The following is an 18,385-nucleotide window of genomic DNA, read 5'->3' as shown; positions in this document are numbered from 1 at the left end:
GCGCCCTTCCAGTGGCGCACAGTCCGGCGACGGGCAGGCAGGAGGCCAGGCCGCTGGTGGGGCTCCGGTTTCGCTGAGCAAGGTCACGTTGACCAAGGCAGCGCCGTCGGTGTCGCTGACCAAGCAGGGTTCGGTGGGCGGCACGATGCGGGTCAACCTGAACTGGAACGCGCGGCCGGCCGGCACGCCGGCGTCCGGAGGGTTCTTCAAGCGGGCCATGGGTGGCGGGAGCGGTGCGATCGACCTGGACCTCGGCTGCCTCTACGAGTTCAGCGACGGCACCAAGGGCGCCGTCCAGGCGCTCGGGAACGCGTTCCGTGACCGGAACCAGTTCAGCCAGAACCCGATCATCTGGCTCGACGGCGACGACCGCAGCGGGACGAATCAGGCAGGCGAGAACCTGCACATCGACCTGAGCGACGTCTCCAGGATCCGCCGCATCATGGTCTTCGCGTTCATCTACGACGGGGTCCCGAACTGGGCTGCGGCCGACGGCGTCGTCACCCTCTTCCCCGTGTCCGGACCGCAGATCGAGGTCCGCCTCGACGAGCACGCGGCGAGCTCAAGCATGTGCGGTATCGCGATGCTGGAGAACGTCGGCGGTGAGCTGTCGGTGCGTCGCGAGGTTCGCTACGTCGGCGGTCACCGCGACCTCGACCAGGCGTACGGCTGGGGCATGAACTGGACCGCTGGACGCAAGTAGCCCCACCCGAACGGGGAGACGGTGGCCCGCCCCGGGAGCGCTGGGACCGGACAAGTTCAGCCCCAAGAACGGTCGCTGACCGTCCAAAAGGGCACTAGGGTGACGGGCGGATTGAGCGGCGCTAGAGAGCGCCTCACGGTGGCGCGGATGGGGAGTGCGGTCATGTCTTCGTCGTGGAACTTCGGAGACCCAGGGAGTGGAGCCGGGTCGGGAGGTTCTTGGGGCGATGCGCCGGGATCCCCGTCAGCGCAGTCGCCCCAAGGTGCCGGATGGGGACAGCCATCCGTGGACGACCCGGGTCCGGCGCCGGCGCCAGCCAGTGGGCCGTCTGCAAACCGCGGCACCACCGCGCCCGTCGTCTGGCTGATCGCGGCGCTCGTGTCCGCCGCCGTTGCGATAGTGCTGAGCATGCTGTCCGACTCGCACTGGGTCGCCATTGGGGCGTGGGTGCTAGCCGGCCCCGTGACCATCACGCTTCTCGCGGTGTTCGTGCGAGTCGACACTCTGCGCCGAGCTGACCCCTGGTACGCCGAGTCGTCGGTCATCGACTGGGGCCGCCGCACGGTCGTCGTGCTGTCACTCATTGGGGTCACATTGAGCGCTTGGACCATCGCCGACGCCTTCGCCCGGAGTAACTGGTGATCCGGCGCCTCGCCGGCGCGGTTGCCCTACTCGCCGCGACCGTCGCACAGGTCGTAGTCCTCCTCCTCGTGCCGTCGACCGCGCCCGCGTCCGCCGCGTCGCCGGCTACGGACTCCTCGGACACCATTCAGCGATTCGGGAGCTGCTTGGCGGCAGGGTTGACCGGCGATCTCCTGATCGTCTTGGACACTTCGGCGTCGCTGCGGGAAACCGACCCTGACTACCAGAGAGTCACCGCCGCCAACTACATGGTCGACCAGCTCGCCCAGTACGTGTCGGACGCAGGCTCGATCAAGCTCAACGTCGCGGTCGCTGGGTTCGCCGACTCCTTCGAGCCGAGCCTGGACTGGACCGCGCTGTCGTCCGGCACAGTCGGGACAGTGACCGACGCGATCGAGGAGTACCGCGACCGCGACCGCGGGTTCGAGACCGACTACTGGGCTGCGGCTACCGGGGCGCGCAAGTACTTGGACGCCCAGGACAAGGACGCCCAGGACTGTCAGGCGTGGGTGTGGTTCAGCGACGGCAGGTACGACCTGGACAAGCGCGACACCGCCAGTGAGAAGAAGCAGTACGGAACGACCAAGCCCTACGGGCCCGAGGTGGAGCTCACCAGCGACACCGCGGTCGAGCAGGTCCAGCGGGCCGGTGAGAAGGATCTGTGCCGGGCCGGCGGGGTCGCGGACTCCCTGCGGTTCCAGGGAGTGACCACGCTCGCGGTCGGGCTCGGTGACTCAGGCTTCGAGTTCATGGACGGGTTGGCCACCGGCGCAGGAGGATGCGGCGAGCAGCCGGCCGAGCACCTCGGAGAGTTCGTGCTCGCCCGCAACATCGACGACCTGCTGTTCGCCTTCGACACGTTCGCCGACCCCCAGACGCCGCCGGTCAGCACGCAGACGCCGCTGTGCCACGCGAGCGTGTGTCCCGCGGGAGCGCACGTGTTCTTCCTCGACGACACGATCTCCCAGGTCCGCATCCTCGCCGGCGCGTCCATCGACGACTACTACGCCGTCCTGGTCGACCCGAAGGGCACGGAGTACACCATCCGACCGGGACAGCCCATCCCGAGCACTAAGGGAGTCCAGCTGTCCGGGGACTGGGAGAGCGACCGCACGTTCGAGCTGAACATGGGCAAGTCCGGCCCGAACTGGTCGGGACGTTGGCAGATGGTCTTCCTCACCGACGCAGACCCAGGCAACGCGGTCGCCAACACGAACTTGCGGCTGTACGGAGACGTGCACGCGGTGTGGGCAGAGAAGACCGAGGAAGTGACCGCCGGAGAGACGGTACCGGTGACCGTCGATCTCCAAGACGGCGAAGGAACCCCGGTCAACAACCTGCTTGGAACCGCCGTCCTGAGCGCCGAGCTGGTACCCGAGTCAGGCGAGGCGGCGCAACTGCCTTCCCTCGACCAGGGGCAGATCGGAACCCCGCAGCAGCTCGACCTCTCGGAGGTCTCACCAGGCCCGGCCAAGCTCGTGCTCACCCTCGAGGTCACCACCAAGGGCGACCCCGGCACCGAACTGCAACCCGACGTCGTGGAGTACCCACTCACCGTCCTATCGCCACCGAACTACCCGACCTTGCCGCACGAGGTGAGCTTCGGTGCCGGCGAGGTCACCGAACCGGCCGCGCTCGACATGGCGTTCGAAGGAGCCGGGTGTGTATGGCTCGCATCGTCGGACGCACAATCGCTGCCCGACGGCGTCTCGACCGCGTCGGTGACCTCATCGACCTCGCAGGAAGCGCCCGCGGGCACGGGGACGGTTCCGCTCAACCTGAGCGTCGACGCGACCGGGACCGGCCTGGTTGGTGGGGAGCTGAAGTTCGCGACCATGGCCGAAGGGTGTTCGGGCCAGGTCGTGGAAGTGACCGTTCCCTACACCTACGAGATGACGCGCCCACGCAACGAGACAGTCTTCTGGTCCTTGTTCGCCGTGATCTTGGTCGGCGGAGTCCTGATCCCGGTCGCCATGCTTTACCTGCTGAAGTGGCGCACCGCCCAAGTGCCGGGCATGAGCCTGACGGTGGCCGAGATCAGAGGCCGCGTCTCGGCTGAGGAGAACTTCCTCGGCACGGTGGCCCTGCGACGTCAGGACACGCGAGTCGTGCCCCTTGAGGGCAACAACCGCCGCCGGATCGTGCTCACCTCCCGAGTGAGCATGGCCACGAAGGTCGGCATCGGGCTGACCGAGCCGGGATACGTCGCCGTCGAACCAGAGCCAGTCGTCACGTCCACGGGGAGCCGCAAGCTGCCCCTCGCGGTCCAGGATCGCTGGATCGCAGCCCTGGACCCGCAGAACCCGCACCACGGAGACGTGGAGATCGTCTTGGTGCTCTCAGCGGAGGCGACGAAGCTTCCCGAGGTGCTGGACGACGCGAAGACACGGGCACCGGAGCTGATCGCACGGCTCCGTTCGGCCCTGGGGGACCCGCCGCCGCTCGCGACCGTCGGCGGCGGGAGTGGAGACGACTGGGGAGGGCGCCCGCCGGGGGCGGGCGGTAGTACCGGACTCTCGACCAACCCCTGGGGTGGACCAGCGCCCGGTGGGCCGGCGCCCGGTGGGCCGGCGCCCGGTGGCCCGGCGCCCGGTGGCCCGGCGTCAGGTGGACCGGCATCAGGTGGACCAGATCCGAGCGGCTCAACGCGACCGAGCGGATACGACCAGTGGTGAGCAGTACTTCAGGAAGGGACCTCACGTGAAGAAGTTCTTGGTCGTCGGTTGCGGCGGTTCGGGCGGCGCCACGCTGCGTTTCGCCATGGACCAGTTGCGTGCCGACCTGCGCACGCACGGCATCGACGCGATCCCGCCGGCGTGGCAGTTCGTCCACATTGACGTCAACCCAACCCCGGAAAGCACGCCCGGTCTGGGGTCGGTAGTCGACCTGGGCGGCCGCTACAAGTCGGTCAGCAGCCCCGGCAACATGTACTCGCTGGTCGCCAACAACATCGAGAGCTCGCTCGGGGCCAAGCAGGAGCTTCGGTCACTGCTGGGATGGGCGCCGATGCCGAAGGCCGACGCATCGGCAGTGAACGTGATCAGCGGCGCCGGCCAGAACCGCGCCGTGGGTCGGATGCTCACCTTGACCAGGCTCAAGGAGCTCCAAGCCGAGATGGGGCGCGCCTGGGAGCAGCTGCAGCGCCCCGACGCGTGGGGAGATCTGCCTGCGCGCTACCCCGAGGGTGGTCCCTACGAGACCAACTCCTACGTCATCCCGATCGTGGTCGGGTCGATGGCTGGCGGCTCGGGGGCAGCGATGTTCCTCGACGTGTGCCGCCTCCTGGGCCGGGTACCCGGGATGTCGCGTTCCGAGCTCGGAGTGTTCCTCTTCACCTCCGACGTGTTCAATTCGCTCGACGAGGCGCTGCGCATGGGCATCGACGGAAACGCCACCGGGGCTATGGGGGATCTGATCGCTGCTCAGACTCGCGCCGCGGACGCCGTCGACGCAGAGCTACTCTCCGCTCTCGGCCTGCCACCAGAGACGGTCGACGAGCCCCCGTTCAAGCGGGTAATCCCCATCGGCGCGGCCATCGGCGGGGACGGCGCGAAGTTCGGCGACGGGACCATGGAAGGTGTCTACCGGGGACTGGGCCGGGCGCTGGCTGCCACGATCGGCTCGGAGGCGGCCGCGGGCCAGTACGTCAAGTCGAAGCTGGAGAACACGACCGCGCCGCCCATGGACCGAGCCTCCCTGGGCTGGGGCGTGGACCCGACCGCGTTTGCGTGGGGGTCCTTCGGGTACGCCAGCCTCAGCCTTGGCCGTGACCGGTACGCCGAGTACGCAAGCCAGCGGCTGGCGCGCAACGCCGTCGACCGCCTGGTGCGTGGCTACCGGGCACAGCAGAGTCAGCTGCCTGCCGAGGAACAGCTCAAGCAGCGCGTGGCGTCCGACTGGCCCCTCATTGTCGACCGTCTCATGTTCCCCCAGCGCGACGAGAGCGTGCGCGGGTGGTTCCTGTCCGACCGTGCGCTCTCGTCGCAGACGGTTCGCGCCGAGGCGCAACAGGCGATCAGTGCGGCACTGCTCGACGTGGGGAGCATCCCTCCGAGCCAGGCGCCTGCGTTCGTCGAGACGGTACGCACCCGACTCGGCTACCACCAAGCCGATGCCAAGCAGCGCATCAACGCTGCAACCTACGCGTGGGGCGAGGCGTGGGCCACGACGCTGGAGAAGCGGGCCCGTGAGGAGTTCGTACGGTCGATGACCGCAGCAGGTCTGCCGTACGCCCGGGATGTGATGCGCAAGCTCGCCTCGCACCTCACGCCGGTCATCGAGGAACTGCGCCGGGCGAACCCGGACGACGCGCCTCCTCTGGTGATGGACAACTCGGTCGCAGCCCAGGCCGCCGGCTTGAAGAAGACGCTGGTCTCTTCCGGGCACGCCCTGGTCGAGGCCATCACCGTCGGTCTTCTCGGGGGCGCCTCGCGCGCGGTGGAACTGTCCGCGGCGCGACTGGCAGCGGACGTGCTCGCCACGTTCGCCCACGACGTCCTCGGAGGGCTCGAAGCCGCAGCCACCAACGCGCTCATCAACCTCGAGGCGGCCGAGCGCGAGACGACCACGGAGGCTGGCCTCGCGCAGCTGGAGACGGCCATCTACTCCGAATGGCCCGCCGAGTCGGCCGTGGTGCCCTCCAGGTTCGACCACGCCGACAACGAGGTGCTGCTGACGACGTCGAAGGACTTCCCAGAGCAGTTCGCCCAGGACGTCGCGGCGACTGTGGTGTCGGCCGGCGGGATCTACCACACCGCACTGTCGGAGATCGTGAGCTCCATCGTGGCCGGCAAGTGGGAGAGCGCTGGCGGACAGCCCGGCGACATCGAGGTGTTGAGCACCCAGGTCGTATGGCGTTCGGCGGCCCTGCCGAAGGCCGCGGCAACACAGGTGCCGACGCCGAAGCAGCAGCCGGTGTACCGAGTCGCTGCGTCCGCGAGCGAGGTGCTGGACCGGGCTCGCGCATTCCAGCAGCGTCCCGGGGAGAAGTTCGAGGAGTTCTCCTCCGAGACGTTCGACGACTTCCTCAACGACATGTCTGAGCCCGACTCGGAGAGGGCACGGAGACTGGACCTGTTCGTGCAGAAGTTCACCGAGGCGCGGCTGCTGGCTCGCCCGCTGGTCGGAGTGAGCCCGTCGATGATCGGGAAGGTCCACTCGGGAGCGTCCCTGTCCTACGAGTACTCCTTCGGAACGGTGCCCCTCGAGGACTCCAGCGCGGCAGCGCAGCGACTCATCGCTTCGCTGGAACAAGACCCGTCGATCGGCGTCCCCGCGGTGACGAACTTCAAGTCCGCACTCAGGGGAACCTCGAAGGCGAACCGGATCGCGATGTTCGGGTCGTACCCGACGTACTCGCCGCTGGTCTTCAGCTCGCTGCTCGACCAGGTGCAACGCAGCTGGGCAGGATCCCAGGAGCACGCGCTGCGGATGCTGTGGCGCTGGCGCCGCACCCGCCCGCTGCCGGGCGCGCTCGCGATGGGGGCCTCGGAGCAGCGCGCAATGATCAAGGGGTGGTTCATCGGGCGGATGCTCGGGATGGTGGAGGTGCCTACCGACACGTCCTCGCCAGACCCCGTGCAGGTGTTCAGTTCTGCTACCCATACGTGGATCCCGTTCGCGACGCGACAGATGACGGCCCGAGACCGGTACCGCGGCGCTGACGACTGGCTACCCGGAGTGCTGGAGGGGCACACCCTGGCGCTCATCAACTGCAACAACGACGTGCAACTTTCCGCGCTGCGTCCCTACGTCGCACTTCGTGGCATCGCCGACGACTCCCTGTCGGAGCCGTTCGTGGCCTACGACGGGTCCAGTGGTGACCGGCTGATCGCCGCGTGGGTGAGCTCGGGGACGTGGCCGACAGGCCGACCGCCAACGGTGGACTCGTTGGCCGCAGCCGGCTCGGCGGACGTGGCATCGCGTGTGGACGCGGCGAGCACGTGGCTGGCCGCGGTGCGTGAGTACGTGGCTGCCCAGTACCTCTCCGAAGGGGGAGGCGTGGGCGCCTTGGCCGTCAAGCGCACTCGGGTTCCCGACGTGGCTGCTCTGGAGCGGGCGCCGATGTTCGCTGAGATTGCCGAAGTTGTGGACTCCGTTCTCGAGGAGATCGAGGCGAGCGTCCAGAACGCGGCGGCAGCAGCCGGCGGTAGACCGACGATGGGAGACTCGCGTGTCGCGCGGCCCGATTTCTGACCTTGCTGTCGTCGCTGCTCGAGCCGAGCAGTACCTCGCGCTGCGCGACGTGCTGGACGATTGGGTCCGGCTCGGGCTGACGACAAGCGTTACGCTCGTCAACGTCGACGCCCTCAAGGACGGGGAGGTGCGGATCCCGTGCACCGTGCTCGAAGAGAACGGGGTGCGCGGCGCAGTCCTGCAGGAAGAGCTGGCGGCCAGAGTCTCGACACGAGTCGTCCGGGTGGTTGCGGTCAGCGAGAGCTCGTCGCAGTTGTCGACCGTCTCAGACCGTCTCGCGCTCGACCTGGTCGCCCAGGTCAATGCGTCGTTGCCGACCGTCGACCTGGTCCGCATCCACCTGATCACGACAGTCGTCGACGCGGCACGACCCTTCACCGGCATCGACGACCTCGCGTGGCTGGGCTGGCATAACGTCATCGTCGCGCCCGAGAGCGCCCAGTCCCCGACAGCAGGCGTTTCACCGATCGTGCGGCAGGCGGGCGACCCGACCCAGACTCTCCAGCTTGCGGGATGCCTGTGCTCGTTGGCCGGCCTCTGGTCGGCCCAGCAGTCCGCACCGCTTGACGAGCGTCCCGTGGCGCCAGGACAGTCGTTCCTTGCGGCACGCTCGTTCACCCGCCACCTGTCCACGGCCGCGGTCGAGTCTGAGCTGCTGACGAAGTTGGCGGACCTGAGCCTCGGATACCCGCTGCCCCTGGTGGACGGGTCCGCTGCCGAGATCATCGACGACGAGGTGGGTGCCGTCACCTCGATGGCGCAAGCCCTCGAGAACAAGCACCACTACGTGTTCGCTGGAGCCCGGGCCCAGGCGCGGACGGTCCCGCAGCAGCCGATCAAGGTCGGGCAGCTGTTGAGGATGCTCTTCTCGTTCCTGGGCCAGGCCATCCGCAACGCCCCCAGGGCCTTCGCTGATCGGGTTCTCTACGAGGCGTCGGCCGGGACAGCAGCGGCCGTGAACCGAGCCGTGTTCGGGGGCACCGACCCTGCGTTCAAGGTGGTCGTGGGCGGGATCGGGCCTGACGGGCGCCCGGCCAGCTGGGACCAGTTCGACCAGGCGTTGGCACAGGTCGATGCTCGTGCCGAAGGTCGGGCCGACGTGGTTCATCTCGCCCCGGCCGACCTGTCGGCGCTGTGGCGCGACTTCCTGAGCTCCGGCATGACGTTGCTCGACGCTGGGACCCGGGCAGACGGTCTGGCGCCCCAGGAGATCGGGAGCAGCAAGGCGGTCATTGTCGACCCGGGCCGGGTGGCCCCGGATCCCTCGATCCAGTTCGTCGTCAGCAGCGAGGTGGCGCCCTACATCAACCGGGACCGTGTGGAGCCCGCTGATGTCCTGGGAGCGCGGGACGTATATCACCAGTTGGAGACCCTCCCGGAGCGTGCGCCCCATCTGGTCGCGAACGCCGGCAAGGTCAAGCAGGACCTGCAGACGTTCTTCGACGAGAAGGCACGCACCTTCACCGGACGCTTCGGGTACCGGATCTTCGAAGACATCACCAGGTGTCGTACGGAGCTGAAGTCCTACGACGATCAGATGAAGGCCCTCCAGTCGCAGACCGAGGCCTCCGACGACGTCTACCGGCAGCAGCAGCGGCTGGCGCGCACCCTGAAGATCATCCTCGTCGCCGCCGTAGGCATCGGGGTAGCGGCGGTCGTCCTTGCCGTTCTGGGCGTTATCGGCCTGAGCGTGATGGCAGCCGTGCTGGTCGTGACGTTTCTCGGCTGGCTGGCCACCTCGGGGGTCGTGTTCGTCAAGGGGCAGACAGCGCTGTTTGCGCTCATCCACCGACGCCAGCAGCTCGCCGACGCCGAGGAGGCTCTCCTCGCGAACGCGGCGGCGGCGCGCTCGGACCTGCGCAGGCTGGGTCGCGCCTACCGTCAGTACTTGGACTGGGCGCGCGCGTTCGGGACGTTCGTGCACGCTCCTTTGGGCTACCCCGAGGTCGGCGCCGTTGCCGATCTGCTGATCGGTTCCCGGTTCCCGAAGAACCACCGGTTCGGCTCAGCACGGCCGGACTCGGCCACCATCAACAGGTCGGCCGCTCGGCTGCGTCACGACCTGTTCCAGGTCGGCTGGCTGAGCGCCGCGTGGGACGCGTTCGTAGACGACCTGCCCGACCTCGGATCCGACGGCTACCGCCTGAGCGAGAGCCGCGAGCTGCTCTTCACCGATCCACCGATCACGCAACGTTCGCTGCTCACGACGTGGAGCGAAGTCGTGGCGGCCCGCCGTTGGGAGGGTACGCCTGGCGTGCTGGAGGGTCGCGTCTCGGAGGTGCTGGGCACAACCGGGCAGGATCTGCGTGCCGCGTTGCTGTCCGACGTCGAAACTCGCGACCCCGTCTCGGGAGCACTCGTGCGCACGTCACTAGAGGAGTTCAACGGCGGCCTCGACGCTGCTGTCGACGACAGCGGCCACATGTTCCTGCGAGCCACCTTCTCCTCCTCCGCGCAAAGCATCGAGCCGTGGAGGGTTGCGGAGACCGTGCCGGACTCGTCCGGAAGCGACGCGAACCATGTGGTCGTCGTGACGCAGTTCTCTCGCGGGTTCAGCTCGCACGATCTGATCCGCGCGAACGAGAGCTCAGCCGCGACGGCGGCACCCACGCACCCCGCTGACAGCGACGTGGTCGACACGCCTGTCGAGCGCCCCCAGATGTAGGCGGTGACGTAGCTTGCCGTTCGCTCAGCTGATGCTGCTGGTCACGTTCGACGTCGCGTTGGGGTGCGCGACGCTCGCGGTGATCGTGTGGCTGCTCGGCCGGCGCCGGGACTGGAGTGCACCGTCGCGTCGACGGCCGTGGGGTGCGGCGCTGCTGGGAACCGCCAGCGTGCTCATGGTCGCGTGTCTGCCCGCAGCATGGGGCAGGGTTGAAGGCGAGGTTCTGTCCACCTCCTTCCTGTCGATGGACGCGCGTCCGGCGGATACGTTCGTCGGACTCGTCGCGTGCCTGGTCACGGCAACGTTGGTCGGGGCGCACGCGGTCGTGCTGCTCGCCGGCCGGGACTCCCGCGTGCTTGTGGTCTTCTCCCTCCTGGCCGCGTCGGCGTGGGCGGGTCTGGTGGTCGACGCGATGCTGGTGGCGTCGGCCGTCAACGAGGTGGCGGGCATCGGATCGTCCACGGCGGCAGACAAGACGTCAGGTCAGGCGACTGTTGGGCTGGCCGTTTGGATGGCTCTTTCGGCGTCTGTGTTGGTGGCCGCGGCGGTGATCATGAGCTGGCCGGCGCCGGTGAAGCGGCGGGGGACGAATCAGGCGATGGTGGTGCGGCCTCCGGATGTGGGAACGCAGCGGCCGGCTCTCGCGGCGGGGCAGCCATCAGTACTTGCCGCGGGCGTGTGGAGTGCCCCGGTCGGCGAGCTACACAACAGCGGCAGCAGCAGTTCGACCACTGCCCCGATCGTGAGTCAGTTCCTGGATGGCGAGCCTGGGAAGGCCCACCCGAACGGAGAACACAGGTGAGTGCAGAACTGGACCGGGCGCTGACCTGGCGTACAGCGCTGGGCAACGCGGCACCCGACGCGGTAGACGTCGAGGTCGTCGTGCGCCTAGGAGTGCGCGACCTGGAGGTCGTCGACCGGATGCTCTGGGAAGATCGAGACCGCCTAGTCTCGGCGTGGGACGGGCTGCTGGCTGCGATAGACGACCGGGCGCTCTCCGCTGCGGCCGGCCCGAAGGTTGCGGCGACACCCGCCACCAGTGGGCCGAACGCGCTCCAGCCAGCTCCGCGCCCCGACCAGTCCCACCGCACTCGATCGAGCGCTGGAGGGTCGAGCGCTGGAGTTTCGAGCACTTCCGGGATGAGCGCCCTGGCGGCGGTCCGCTACGAAGCGCTCGTGGAGTACGTGGAGCGGCGCAAGTCCTCCGGGGAGGACGTCAGCAACGTCAACGACGCGAACCTGCGGGAAGCAGCTGAGTCGGACCGGGTGTCGTTCAAGCGTCTCGGGCCGTTCCTGCGTCAGCACGAGGCCGAGGTGCGCGAGCTTCTCGCCGCTGTGCACGTCGACGAGACGGCAGCGGAGGACGAGCCAGCACAGATCCCGGACACTGCGGAAGAGGGCGGACCGGAGAAGACGGGGGAGGCCGAGGGCACCGACTTCGCAGCCTGGGTCTACGGAGCGCAGACGGACCCTGGGCCTGCGCCGCTCGAGGTCACGTTCACCATCTCGGACGAAGGCGCCCTGAGCATGGCGTGGCCCGAGCCTCCGCAAGACCACATGGTGCGGATCTACCGGGTCGTGACCAACGACCAGTTCCTGCCGAACCTGTCACCGGAGCTGGGTGATCTGCTGGTCGCTACCTACGACCGTGAAGCAGCCGACACCCGTGCCGTGGAACATCCGGTGCGTCACGTAGCAGTGTGGGTACACGAGGGCGTCACCGAGCGCGCGGCTCGCGACTTGCTGCCACGGCTGTACGCGTCGGGCAGTTGCGTCATGCCTGTGCGCAATTGCGTGATTCGCGAGGACGAGGGCACGGTCATCGGGCAGTGGCAGACCGCTGACGGTGTCGAGCGGGTCGACGTGCTCCGCATCCCGGCCGAGGTTGCCGCAACCCAGACGCACTACAACCCGAACTACCTCCTGCCGGCCAACATCGTCGGGATGGGAGGGTTCAGCGACGACGCCGCACATCCGGGGCAGTCCTACGAGTACCGCGTCTACGCGTTCGCGAACATCGCGGACGTGGGCACGCAGTCACCTCCTGTGGTGCGGCCGGTGCGGGTCCAAGCGGTCCTGGAGAAGGTCGAAGACCTGAAGGTGACCCTCCAGGAGGGGTCCGAGGACGTCTGCGATCTCCAGTGGACCCGTCCAGCGCTCGGCAAGGTCGAGATCTACCGGTCGGCGACCCCGCCCACCTCCGGCATCGGCGCGCGAGTCATCGACCGGGGCGCGCTCACTCGTCAGCCCGGAGGCCTGACGCCGGAGCTGCTGCAGACACGTCAACTGGAGTCCGCAGACGGCGTTGACTCGATGCGTGGCGTGCCGTGGCCGCAAGGATGGTCGCGTGTGTACTTCACGGCGGTGACCGTGCTGTCCGAGGACCAGATTCAGGTCGGCAACGTCGTCATCCTCAACAGGTCCGCGGCCGTCGATCGCCTACGCCTGGTCGAGCGCGTCGACGAGCAGTTCTTGACGTTCGCGTGGCCGCCGGGAGCAGGCCAGGTGCGGATCTACATCGGATCGCCGGGCACCCCGCTCGTGCCGGAGCTGCAGGAGCCCGTCGCGGAGCTGTTTGAGGACGAGTACGTAAAGCAGGGTGGTGCGCATCTGGCGGCACCACTGCCGGCTCGAGGTTGCGTGGTCCACGTGGTCGCAGTCTCGTTCGCAGAGGCACGCTCAACCTTGTCAGAGCCCAGGTCAATCGACTACCCGGGGCTGCTGCGGTTGCGGTACGACGTGACCACGGAGGAACAGCCTCGAGGGCTTCTCGGGCGCGCCGGGACAACGCCGGCACTGCGGCGAGTCACGGTGACTGCGGACGGCTCGGTCGACGACATCACTCTCGTCCTGGTGAACCACCCGTACAGGTTGCCGTTGCACTCGCGCGAACGGGACGGAATCGAAGTGGCGCGCCGGCGACTGGCGATGCCTGAGGCCACACCCGCGTCGGTGTTCGAGAATCTCAACCTTGTGGGGATGAGCGGGTACATTCGCCTGTTCGTGGAAATGCCCGCAGAGCACGCGCATTTGATCGCGGTCCTGGACCCCGCGGTTGGCCGGCTCTCGGTGGGCGACGCATGAGCGCGGAGATGTCAGCGGAGACGTCGTGGGCGCAGCTGACCTACGTCTCCATGGACCGGCCAGGCGCTTCACGGGGAGGTTGGGGTGTCGGCGAGGTCAGCCCCGGCGCACCCGCCGATCTGGTGGAGGTGCTGCGCAACGGTGTGACGACCTCGCTGGAGGAAGTCGTCGCCACGTCGCCGTTCGCGACCCAGGCAGAGCTGGATGCGCGGCCCCGGAGGATGCTGGCAACCGAGGCGGACGACGGAGCCACGCTCATGTGGCACGCAGCCAGTGCGGGACAGGACGCCTCCGGGCGCCCTGGGAACGTGTTCACCCACGCCGCTGCGAGACGGGAGTCGGCGCCGGCCACCAGACCGATCGACTATTGGCGCTCGCCCGACTGGCTGACGCCGTTCGGGATTGGCGAGGTGAACTCGGCGAAGCTCGGAGACCTTCGCCCCGGAGACGCGGTGGGCCGCACCCAAGTCGTCGACTTCATCATGGAGGGGGAGCACCGCTTCGTGGCCGAGTGGCTGCTCGCGGCGATGGCACACGCCTACGCCAGCGGCACCACGTTGGTGCTCGCGGTGGAGACGCCCGATGAGGGCGCCCGGTGGATCGGGGTGCTGTGCCACCTGATGCCGCCGGCACAAGCGCGCGGGATCAGGTGGGTCACCTACGAGCGAGGAGCAGGCATCGGCCGGCTGCTTGCCGGCGAACATCTGGACGTGGTCTGCGTGCCGCGCGAAGACCTGGACGAGGTGATGTCGACGGCCTCGCCGAAGCTGTTGGCGCTGGACCCACGGTGGGGCCTCGATGACGACGGCGAGACGTGGGAGGCGCCGGGCGGGCAGTCCTGGCCGGATGCTCCACGATGGCAGGACGCGATGCTCGACCTGTTCGCGCTCGACCGAGCCAGCGTTGTAGCGGTACTCGAGACGATGGACGACATCACCTCGGGCCTCACGCATGCGGTTGCCGCGGGCCTGCCGCTGCACTGGGGCCTGTCGATAGCGATGCTGGTGACCGGGTCGCCGGTCACCGACGCGGAGCGGATGCGGCGCGAGTGCGTGGAGACGTTCCCCTCCGAGCTCGACGCGCATCCCCGTCTGGCGGAGTTCGTGCCCGTTCGTCACATCGATGCGGGCCGACCGGCCGCGCGGGAGACATCTTCGGATGCGGATTCGCCCACGGGCGTCGAGTCCGGACAGGGCACACGAGTCCCAGCGACTGCCCGAGAGGCCGGCAGCGGAGCGGGAGGTTCCGAGGGGACGTACCAGGCACGGGCTTCTGCGTGGACGGATGCCGCCGCCGGCGCGCCACAGCGCGAACTGGATGCGCCCGCAGACGCGGACCTTGCTCCGGACGAGACCGCCTCCGAAGCGAACCCACCGCCGGCGAGGTCGCCGTGGTCGACGCGGTCGCCTCAGGAGGCGCCGAACCCGTTGACAGCGGCAGCTGAGTCAGCGGCGGCCAGACGGGAGGCGTCGACATCGCGATCGCCCGGCCCTGTCCACCCAAAAATGACGCCGACGGTCCCAGGCCCCGAGGCGCCCGTCGCAGCGCCCACCGCAGCGCCCACCGCAGCGCCCCTCCGGCCGACGGTGACCCGACCCACGGCCGGTGTCGCCGGGGCACCGGTGCTGCGCACCTCGACGCCTCCCGGACTCGGGATCAGCGAGCCGGCGATCGCCAGGCTCGCAGTCCAGATCAGCGACGTCGTCAAGAAGCGCACCGAGACCGAGAACCTCTTGTGGCACTACCACGCCATGGAGGAAGTCCTTCGAGACGTGATGGGGGTCCGAGAGGACCTGACGCCAGCGAGCTTGGACAGCCTCGAGCGGGAAACGGCCCAGTGGGTCAAGGTCGTCACCGGGCTGATCGTCGGTAAGGACGCCCCACTGGCCGCCGAGCTCGTGGTGGCCGCGCTGAACCGCGACGTCGACCCGCGCCCGGCGCAGTCACCACTTTCGTTCCCAGTGGCTCCCGGACGAACGCTGGGATGGGCTGGAGCCCTCCGAGCGTGGAACGCCCTGGAGCACAGCACGCAGGACTACATCTTCGAGGAGAAGTTCTCCGGCTACCGCGGGATGCCGAGAGATTGGTCATCTCGGATCGAACAACTCATGTACGGAGGATCTGATGGTCGCCAACCGCGAACTTGACCCGGGACAGTCGCACGACCTGCCCCACGCCGCGCTCGAGGTGACGCTCACGGGAGCGGACCCTCGCGTCGTCCAGCTGGCCGCGCTCGACCAGGCCGGACACGAGACGACGGTCATGATCCGCAAGTCCGCCACGGAGGTCGTGATCACCCCCGAACCACGGCGCCTGCGCCTGGTCACCCGGCCCGTCGACAGCAGAGCGTTCCCGGCCGGCACGACCCTGGGTCTGACCGTGACCACCTTGGGAGCCAGCGTCGCGACCGAGCAGGTACTGATCGCCCAGGTCGACGTCGGGGCGTTGCCGAACTGCGAGCTCGCCGTCGTGGAGTTCGCACCCGGTCGCTCGATCATCACCGCATCCGATACTGGCCTGGTCCCCGCGAACCCCGGGGCACCGGAAGAGCGGTTCACCTCGGGGGACCTGTTCGGAGGCGAGCGTGAGTCCGTGGCGCTGGTGCGCCCCGACGACACCGCCCATCCGTGGATCCGGCCGGGCCGCTATGCACTTCGCGACACCTCGCGGCTGTCCTCGACAGCTCAGCGAAACGACGGCACCGGCAAGGCGTGGGCGGTAGCGCTGGACGGCTCGGCCTCGATCACTTCCGCACTTCCGCGCGAATCGCTCACGGCGGTGCTGGAGCTTGCGTGCGGAACCTTGGTGGAGTGGACTGGCAACTGGGCCTCCGAAGCCGTCTTGTCGGGTGTCTCCGCGGTCGCCGTAGCGGATGCACGTACGGATCCGAGCGCTCTGGTCGCTGCGTTGTACGAGAGCGTCGAGCCGGCGTCGTGGTGCTACGTGGCCGCTACCGCCGCCGAGCTCGCGGGCCGGGTCGGTCCCGGTGGCGTGGTGCTGCTGGTCGCGGACGGCGTGCCTGGAGACCTCCCTGCCCTGCTTGACTTAGCCCGGCAGCACCGCCAGGTGGATTTCCGGCTGCTGACCTTCGGCAGGTCACGCGTGGGGCTGACCAGCGACCTCGGTGACGTGGAGTGGTGGGCCGAGGAACTCAGCGGTCTCGAGCTCGCGGAAGGTGTCGACAACTTCTCCGCCGTCGCAGTCCAGCTGGGACCAGCCGGCGAGCCGTCGTTGGGTGGTTCCCGGGCGGCAGAGCTGGCGGCGCGACTCACCTCGAGCTTGGCGGTGGTTCGGTGAGTGAAACCAAGTGCCCCACGTGCTTCCGGTACCTACCGGCAGAGCCCCAGTACTTCGTGTGCGTGGGTACGTGCCAGAGCACCCGCAACGAGACAGCGACAGCGGCTCGCGGCCACGAGACGCACCTGAAGCCCGTGCTCGAGGCACGCGGCGCGGACCGGGCAACGTGTTCGAAGTGTCAGACGGTGACCGACGTGGAAGCCTGCCCGGCTTGCCTGGGCGAGATCCCGCCGAGCTGGCGTTCTGCGAAGGTCACGTGCGTAGCGATGTCGGGTGCGCGAGCAACCGGCAAGAGCCTGATGCTGGCCGCTGCGAAGGCGCAGCTCGAGCTGCTGGTGGAACGACACCACCGCTCGGCTCTGCGCGGCATCGGGGAGACCGAGAGAATCTTTTACGACACCTACACCCGCCGGTTGCAGGAGGAACGGCAGCTGCTCGCGCCGACGGCGTCGATCGGGGACGACCAGACGACTGCGCGGGAGCCGTTGATGTTCGGGTTCACTGAGGTGATGCCGGACAACACGCGCCGCAGCAGGGTCCTGGTGATGCGCGACGTTGCGGGGGAGGACCTGGAGGACAAGCGCGACCTGGCCTTGAGCTTCTTCTCGCGCGCCGATGCCGTGATCGCGCTCCTGGATCCGCTCAAGGTGCCCGCGATTCGCCACATGCTCAGCGATGCGGTCCCCTCCGATTCCCGGGTGGGTGGCGACGGCACGGCAGTGCTCCAGCACCTGCTGTCGCTGATGACGGGCAAGAAGGTTGGTGCGCGGACGGGCATTCCGTTGGCGGTGGTGCTCTCGAAGTTCGACACGATGCAAGAGTTGCGCAGGGTTGAGGGCACCGAGTGGTCGCGGATCATGAACCGGCCTGGTTCGCCGCTGCAGCGAGACCCGTCGCTGCGCAGCGCGTGGTTCGACGCTGCGGACGCGGACCTGCTGCACATGGAGGTGCGCGCGCTCCTTGACCGTCTCGAGGCGACCGGCGTGACGGCGATGATCGAGGAGTCCGCGGAGAGCTACCGGTACTTCGCGGTCTCAGCCCTCGGCGCCAGCCCGGAGGGCGAGATGCTCCATTCCGGAGGGATGGCGCCGTTCCGTGTGCTGGATCCCTTCAAGTGGGCGTTGCAGGTGGCCGGATGACCACGCTGTCGCGGGGTGCCAACACGGTCTTGGGACCGTCGTCGATGAACGGTCTGGTGGTCGGGGCACGGTGGAGGGTCGACTCAGTCGACTGCGACCTGGTGGCGTTGGTGTGCGACGAGGACCGGAAGGTACTTGGCGATGGCCACATGGTGTTCTTCAACAACGTGGTTTCCCCCGAACGGGCAGTGTTCCTCAGGCACCTCGCCATGGGTGTTCCGACGGACGGAGACCGCGGCCAGTTTCAGGTGCACCTGGCGCAACTCCCGGACAGGGCACATCAGGTGATCGTGGCGTTGGCGGCCCTTGAGCCGGGGGTGTCCTTGACGTCGGTGTCCGGTATCGAGGTGGCCGCCTTCGACCCCGCCTCAGGGCGGGTCTTAGCGAGCTACGAGGTCGGGCCCGAGAAGGCAGGCACGGCCTGTCTGATCCTCGTGGAGCTGTATCGCCGTGGCAGCGAATGGAAGATCCGAGCTGTCGGGCAGGGGTACGAAACCGGTTTGCGCGGCCTGAGTGAGGACTACGGGGTCTCCATCAGCGACTGACCGGTGTGATCGTAAACCGGTCCGCTGGTTTCCGCCCGCAAGGAAGGGAGAGGCGGGACGTCACAGGTACCTCGCGTGACACGGGCATGCCTGAGATCGTTCCAGAGCCGGCACC

General features: G+C 68.4%; 11 protein-coding genes. All 11 read left to right on the top strand.

Annotation, left to right across the window (positions count from 1 at the left end; all coding sequences use genetic code 11):
* The first annotated feature begins 88 nt into the window (after window positions 1–88).
* The 11 genes from N538_RS0108320 (at window position 89) to N538_RS0108270 (ending at window position 18,270) form a co-directional block, all read left to right on the top strand.
* Entirely contained in the window at window positions 89–703 is a 615-nt protein-coding gene (locus N538_RS0108320) for a TerD family protein (RefSeq protein WP_197025276.1), read from the top strand.
* Window positions 704–988: 285 nt separating this feature from the next.
* On the top strand, window positions 989–1,345 hold the full coding sequence (locus tag N538_RS24410) for a hypothetical protein (protein ID WP_155992013.1): 357 nt from the start codon (window positions 989–991) through the stop codon (window positions 1,343–1,345).
* Entirely contained in the window at window positions 1,342–4,020 is a 2,679-nt protein-coding gene (locus N538_RS29445) for a vWA domain-containing protein (RefSeq protein WP_081790363.1), read from the top strand. The genes N538_RS24410 and N538_RS29445 overlap by 4 nt, the downstream gene beginning before the upstream one ends.
* A gap of 25 nt (window positions 4,021–4,045) precedes the next feature.
* On the top strand, window positions 4,046–7,540 hold the full coding sequence (locus tag N538_RS0108305; protein WP_197025275.1) for a tubulin-like doman-containing protein: 3,495 nt from the start codon (window positions 4,046–4,048) through the stop codon (window positions 7,538–7,540).
* Window positions 7,518–10,205: a hypothetical protein gene (locus N538_RS0108300; RefSeq protein WP_028636932.1), complete on the top strand. Its 2,688-nt coding sequence runs from the start codon at window positions 7,518–7,520 to the stop codon at window positions 10,203–10,205. Before N538_RS0108305 ends, N538_RS0108300 begins: the two co-directional genes overlap by 23 nt.
* Window positions 10,206–10,236: 31 nt before the next feature.
* The gene (locus N538_RS0108295; protein ID WP_155992012.1) at window positions 10,237–11,007 is read left to right on the top strand and encodes a hypothetical protein; all 771 of its coding nucleotides are present in this window, start codon (window positions 10,237–10,239) and stop codon (window positions 11,005–11,007) included.
* Window positions 11,004–13,289, top strand: a complete 2,286-nt coding sequence (locus N538_RS0108290) for a hypothetical protein (protein WP_155992011.1) — start codon at window positions 11,004–11,006, stop codon at window positions 13,287–13,289. Before N538_RS0108295 ends, N538_RS0108290 begins: the two co-directional genes overlap by 4 nt.
* Entirely contained in the window at window positions 13,286–15,436 is a 2,151-nt protein-coding gene (locus N538_RS0108285) for a GAP1-N2 domain-containing protein (RefSeq protein ID WP_028636929.1), read from the top strand. Before N538_RS0108290 ends, N538_RS0108285 begins: the two co-directional genes overlap by 4 nt.
* Complete coding sequence (locus tag N538_RS0108280) at window positions 15,414–16,586, top strand: hypothetical protein (RefSeq protein ID WP_028636928.1); 1,173 nt, start codon at window positions 15,414–15,416, stop codon at window positions 16,584–16,586. The genes N538_RS0108285 and N538_RS0108280 overlap by 23 nt, the downstream gene beginning before the upstream one ends.
* 185 nt (window positions 16,587–16,771) lie before the next feature.
* A complete protein-coding gene (locus N538_RS0108275) occupies window positions 16,772–17,725 on the top strand; it encodes a hypothetical protein (protein ID WP_155992010.1) in 954 nt (317 codons plus the stop codon).
* Complete coding sequence (locus N538_RS0108270; protein WP_028636926.1) at window positions 17,722–18,270, top strand: TerD family protein; 549 nt, start codon at window positions 17,722–17,724, stop codon at window positions 18,268–18,270. The genes N538_RS0108275 and N538_RS0108270 overlap by 4 nt, the downstream gene beginning before the upstream one ends.
* The last annotated feature ends 115 nt before the right edge of the window (window positions 18,271–18,385 follow it).

This window comes from Nocardioides sp. URHA0032, from assembly GCF_000620645.1.
Taxonomy (GTDB): Bacteria; Actinomycetota; Actinomycetes; order Propionibacteriales; family Nocardioidaceae; genus Nocardioides.
This window is presented reverse-complemented; position numbering and strand designations above follow the sequence as displayed.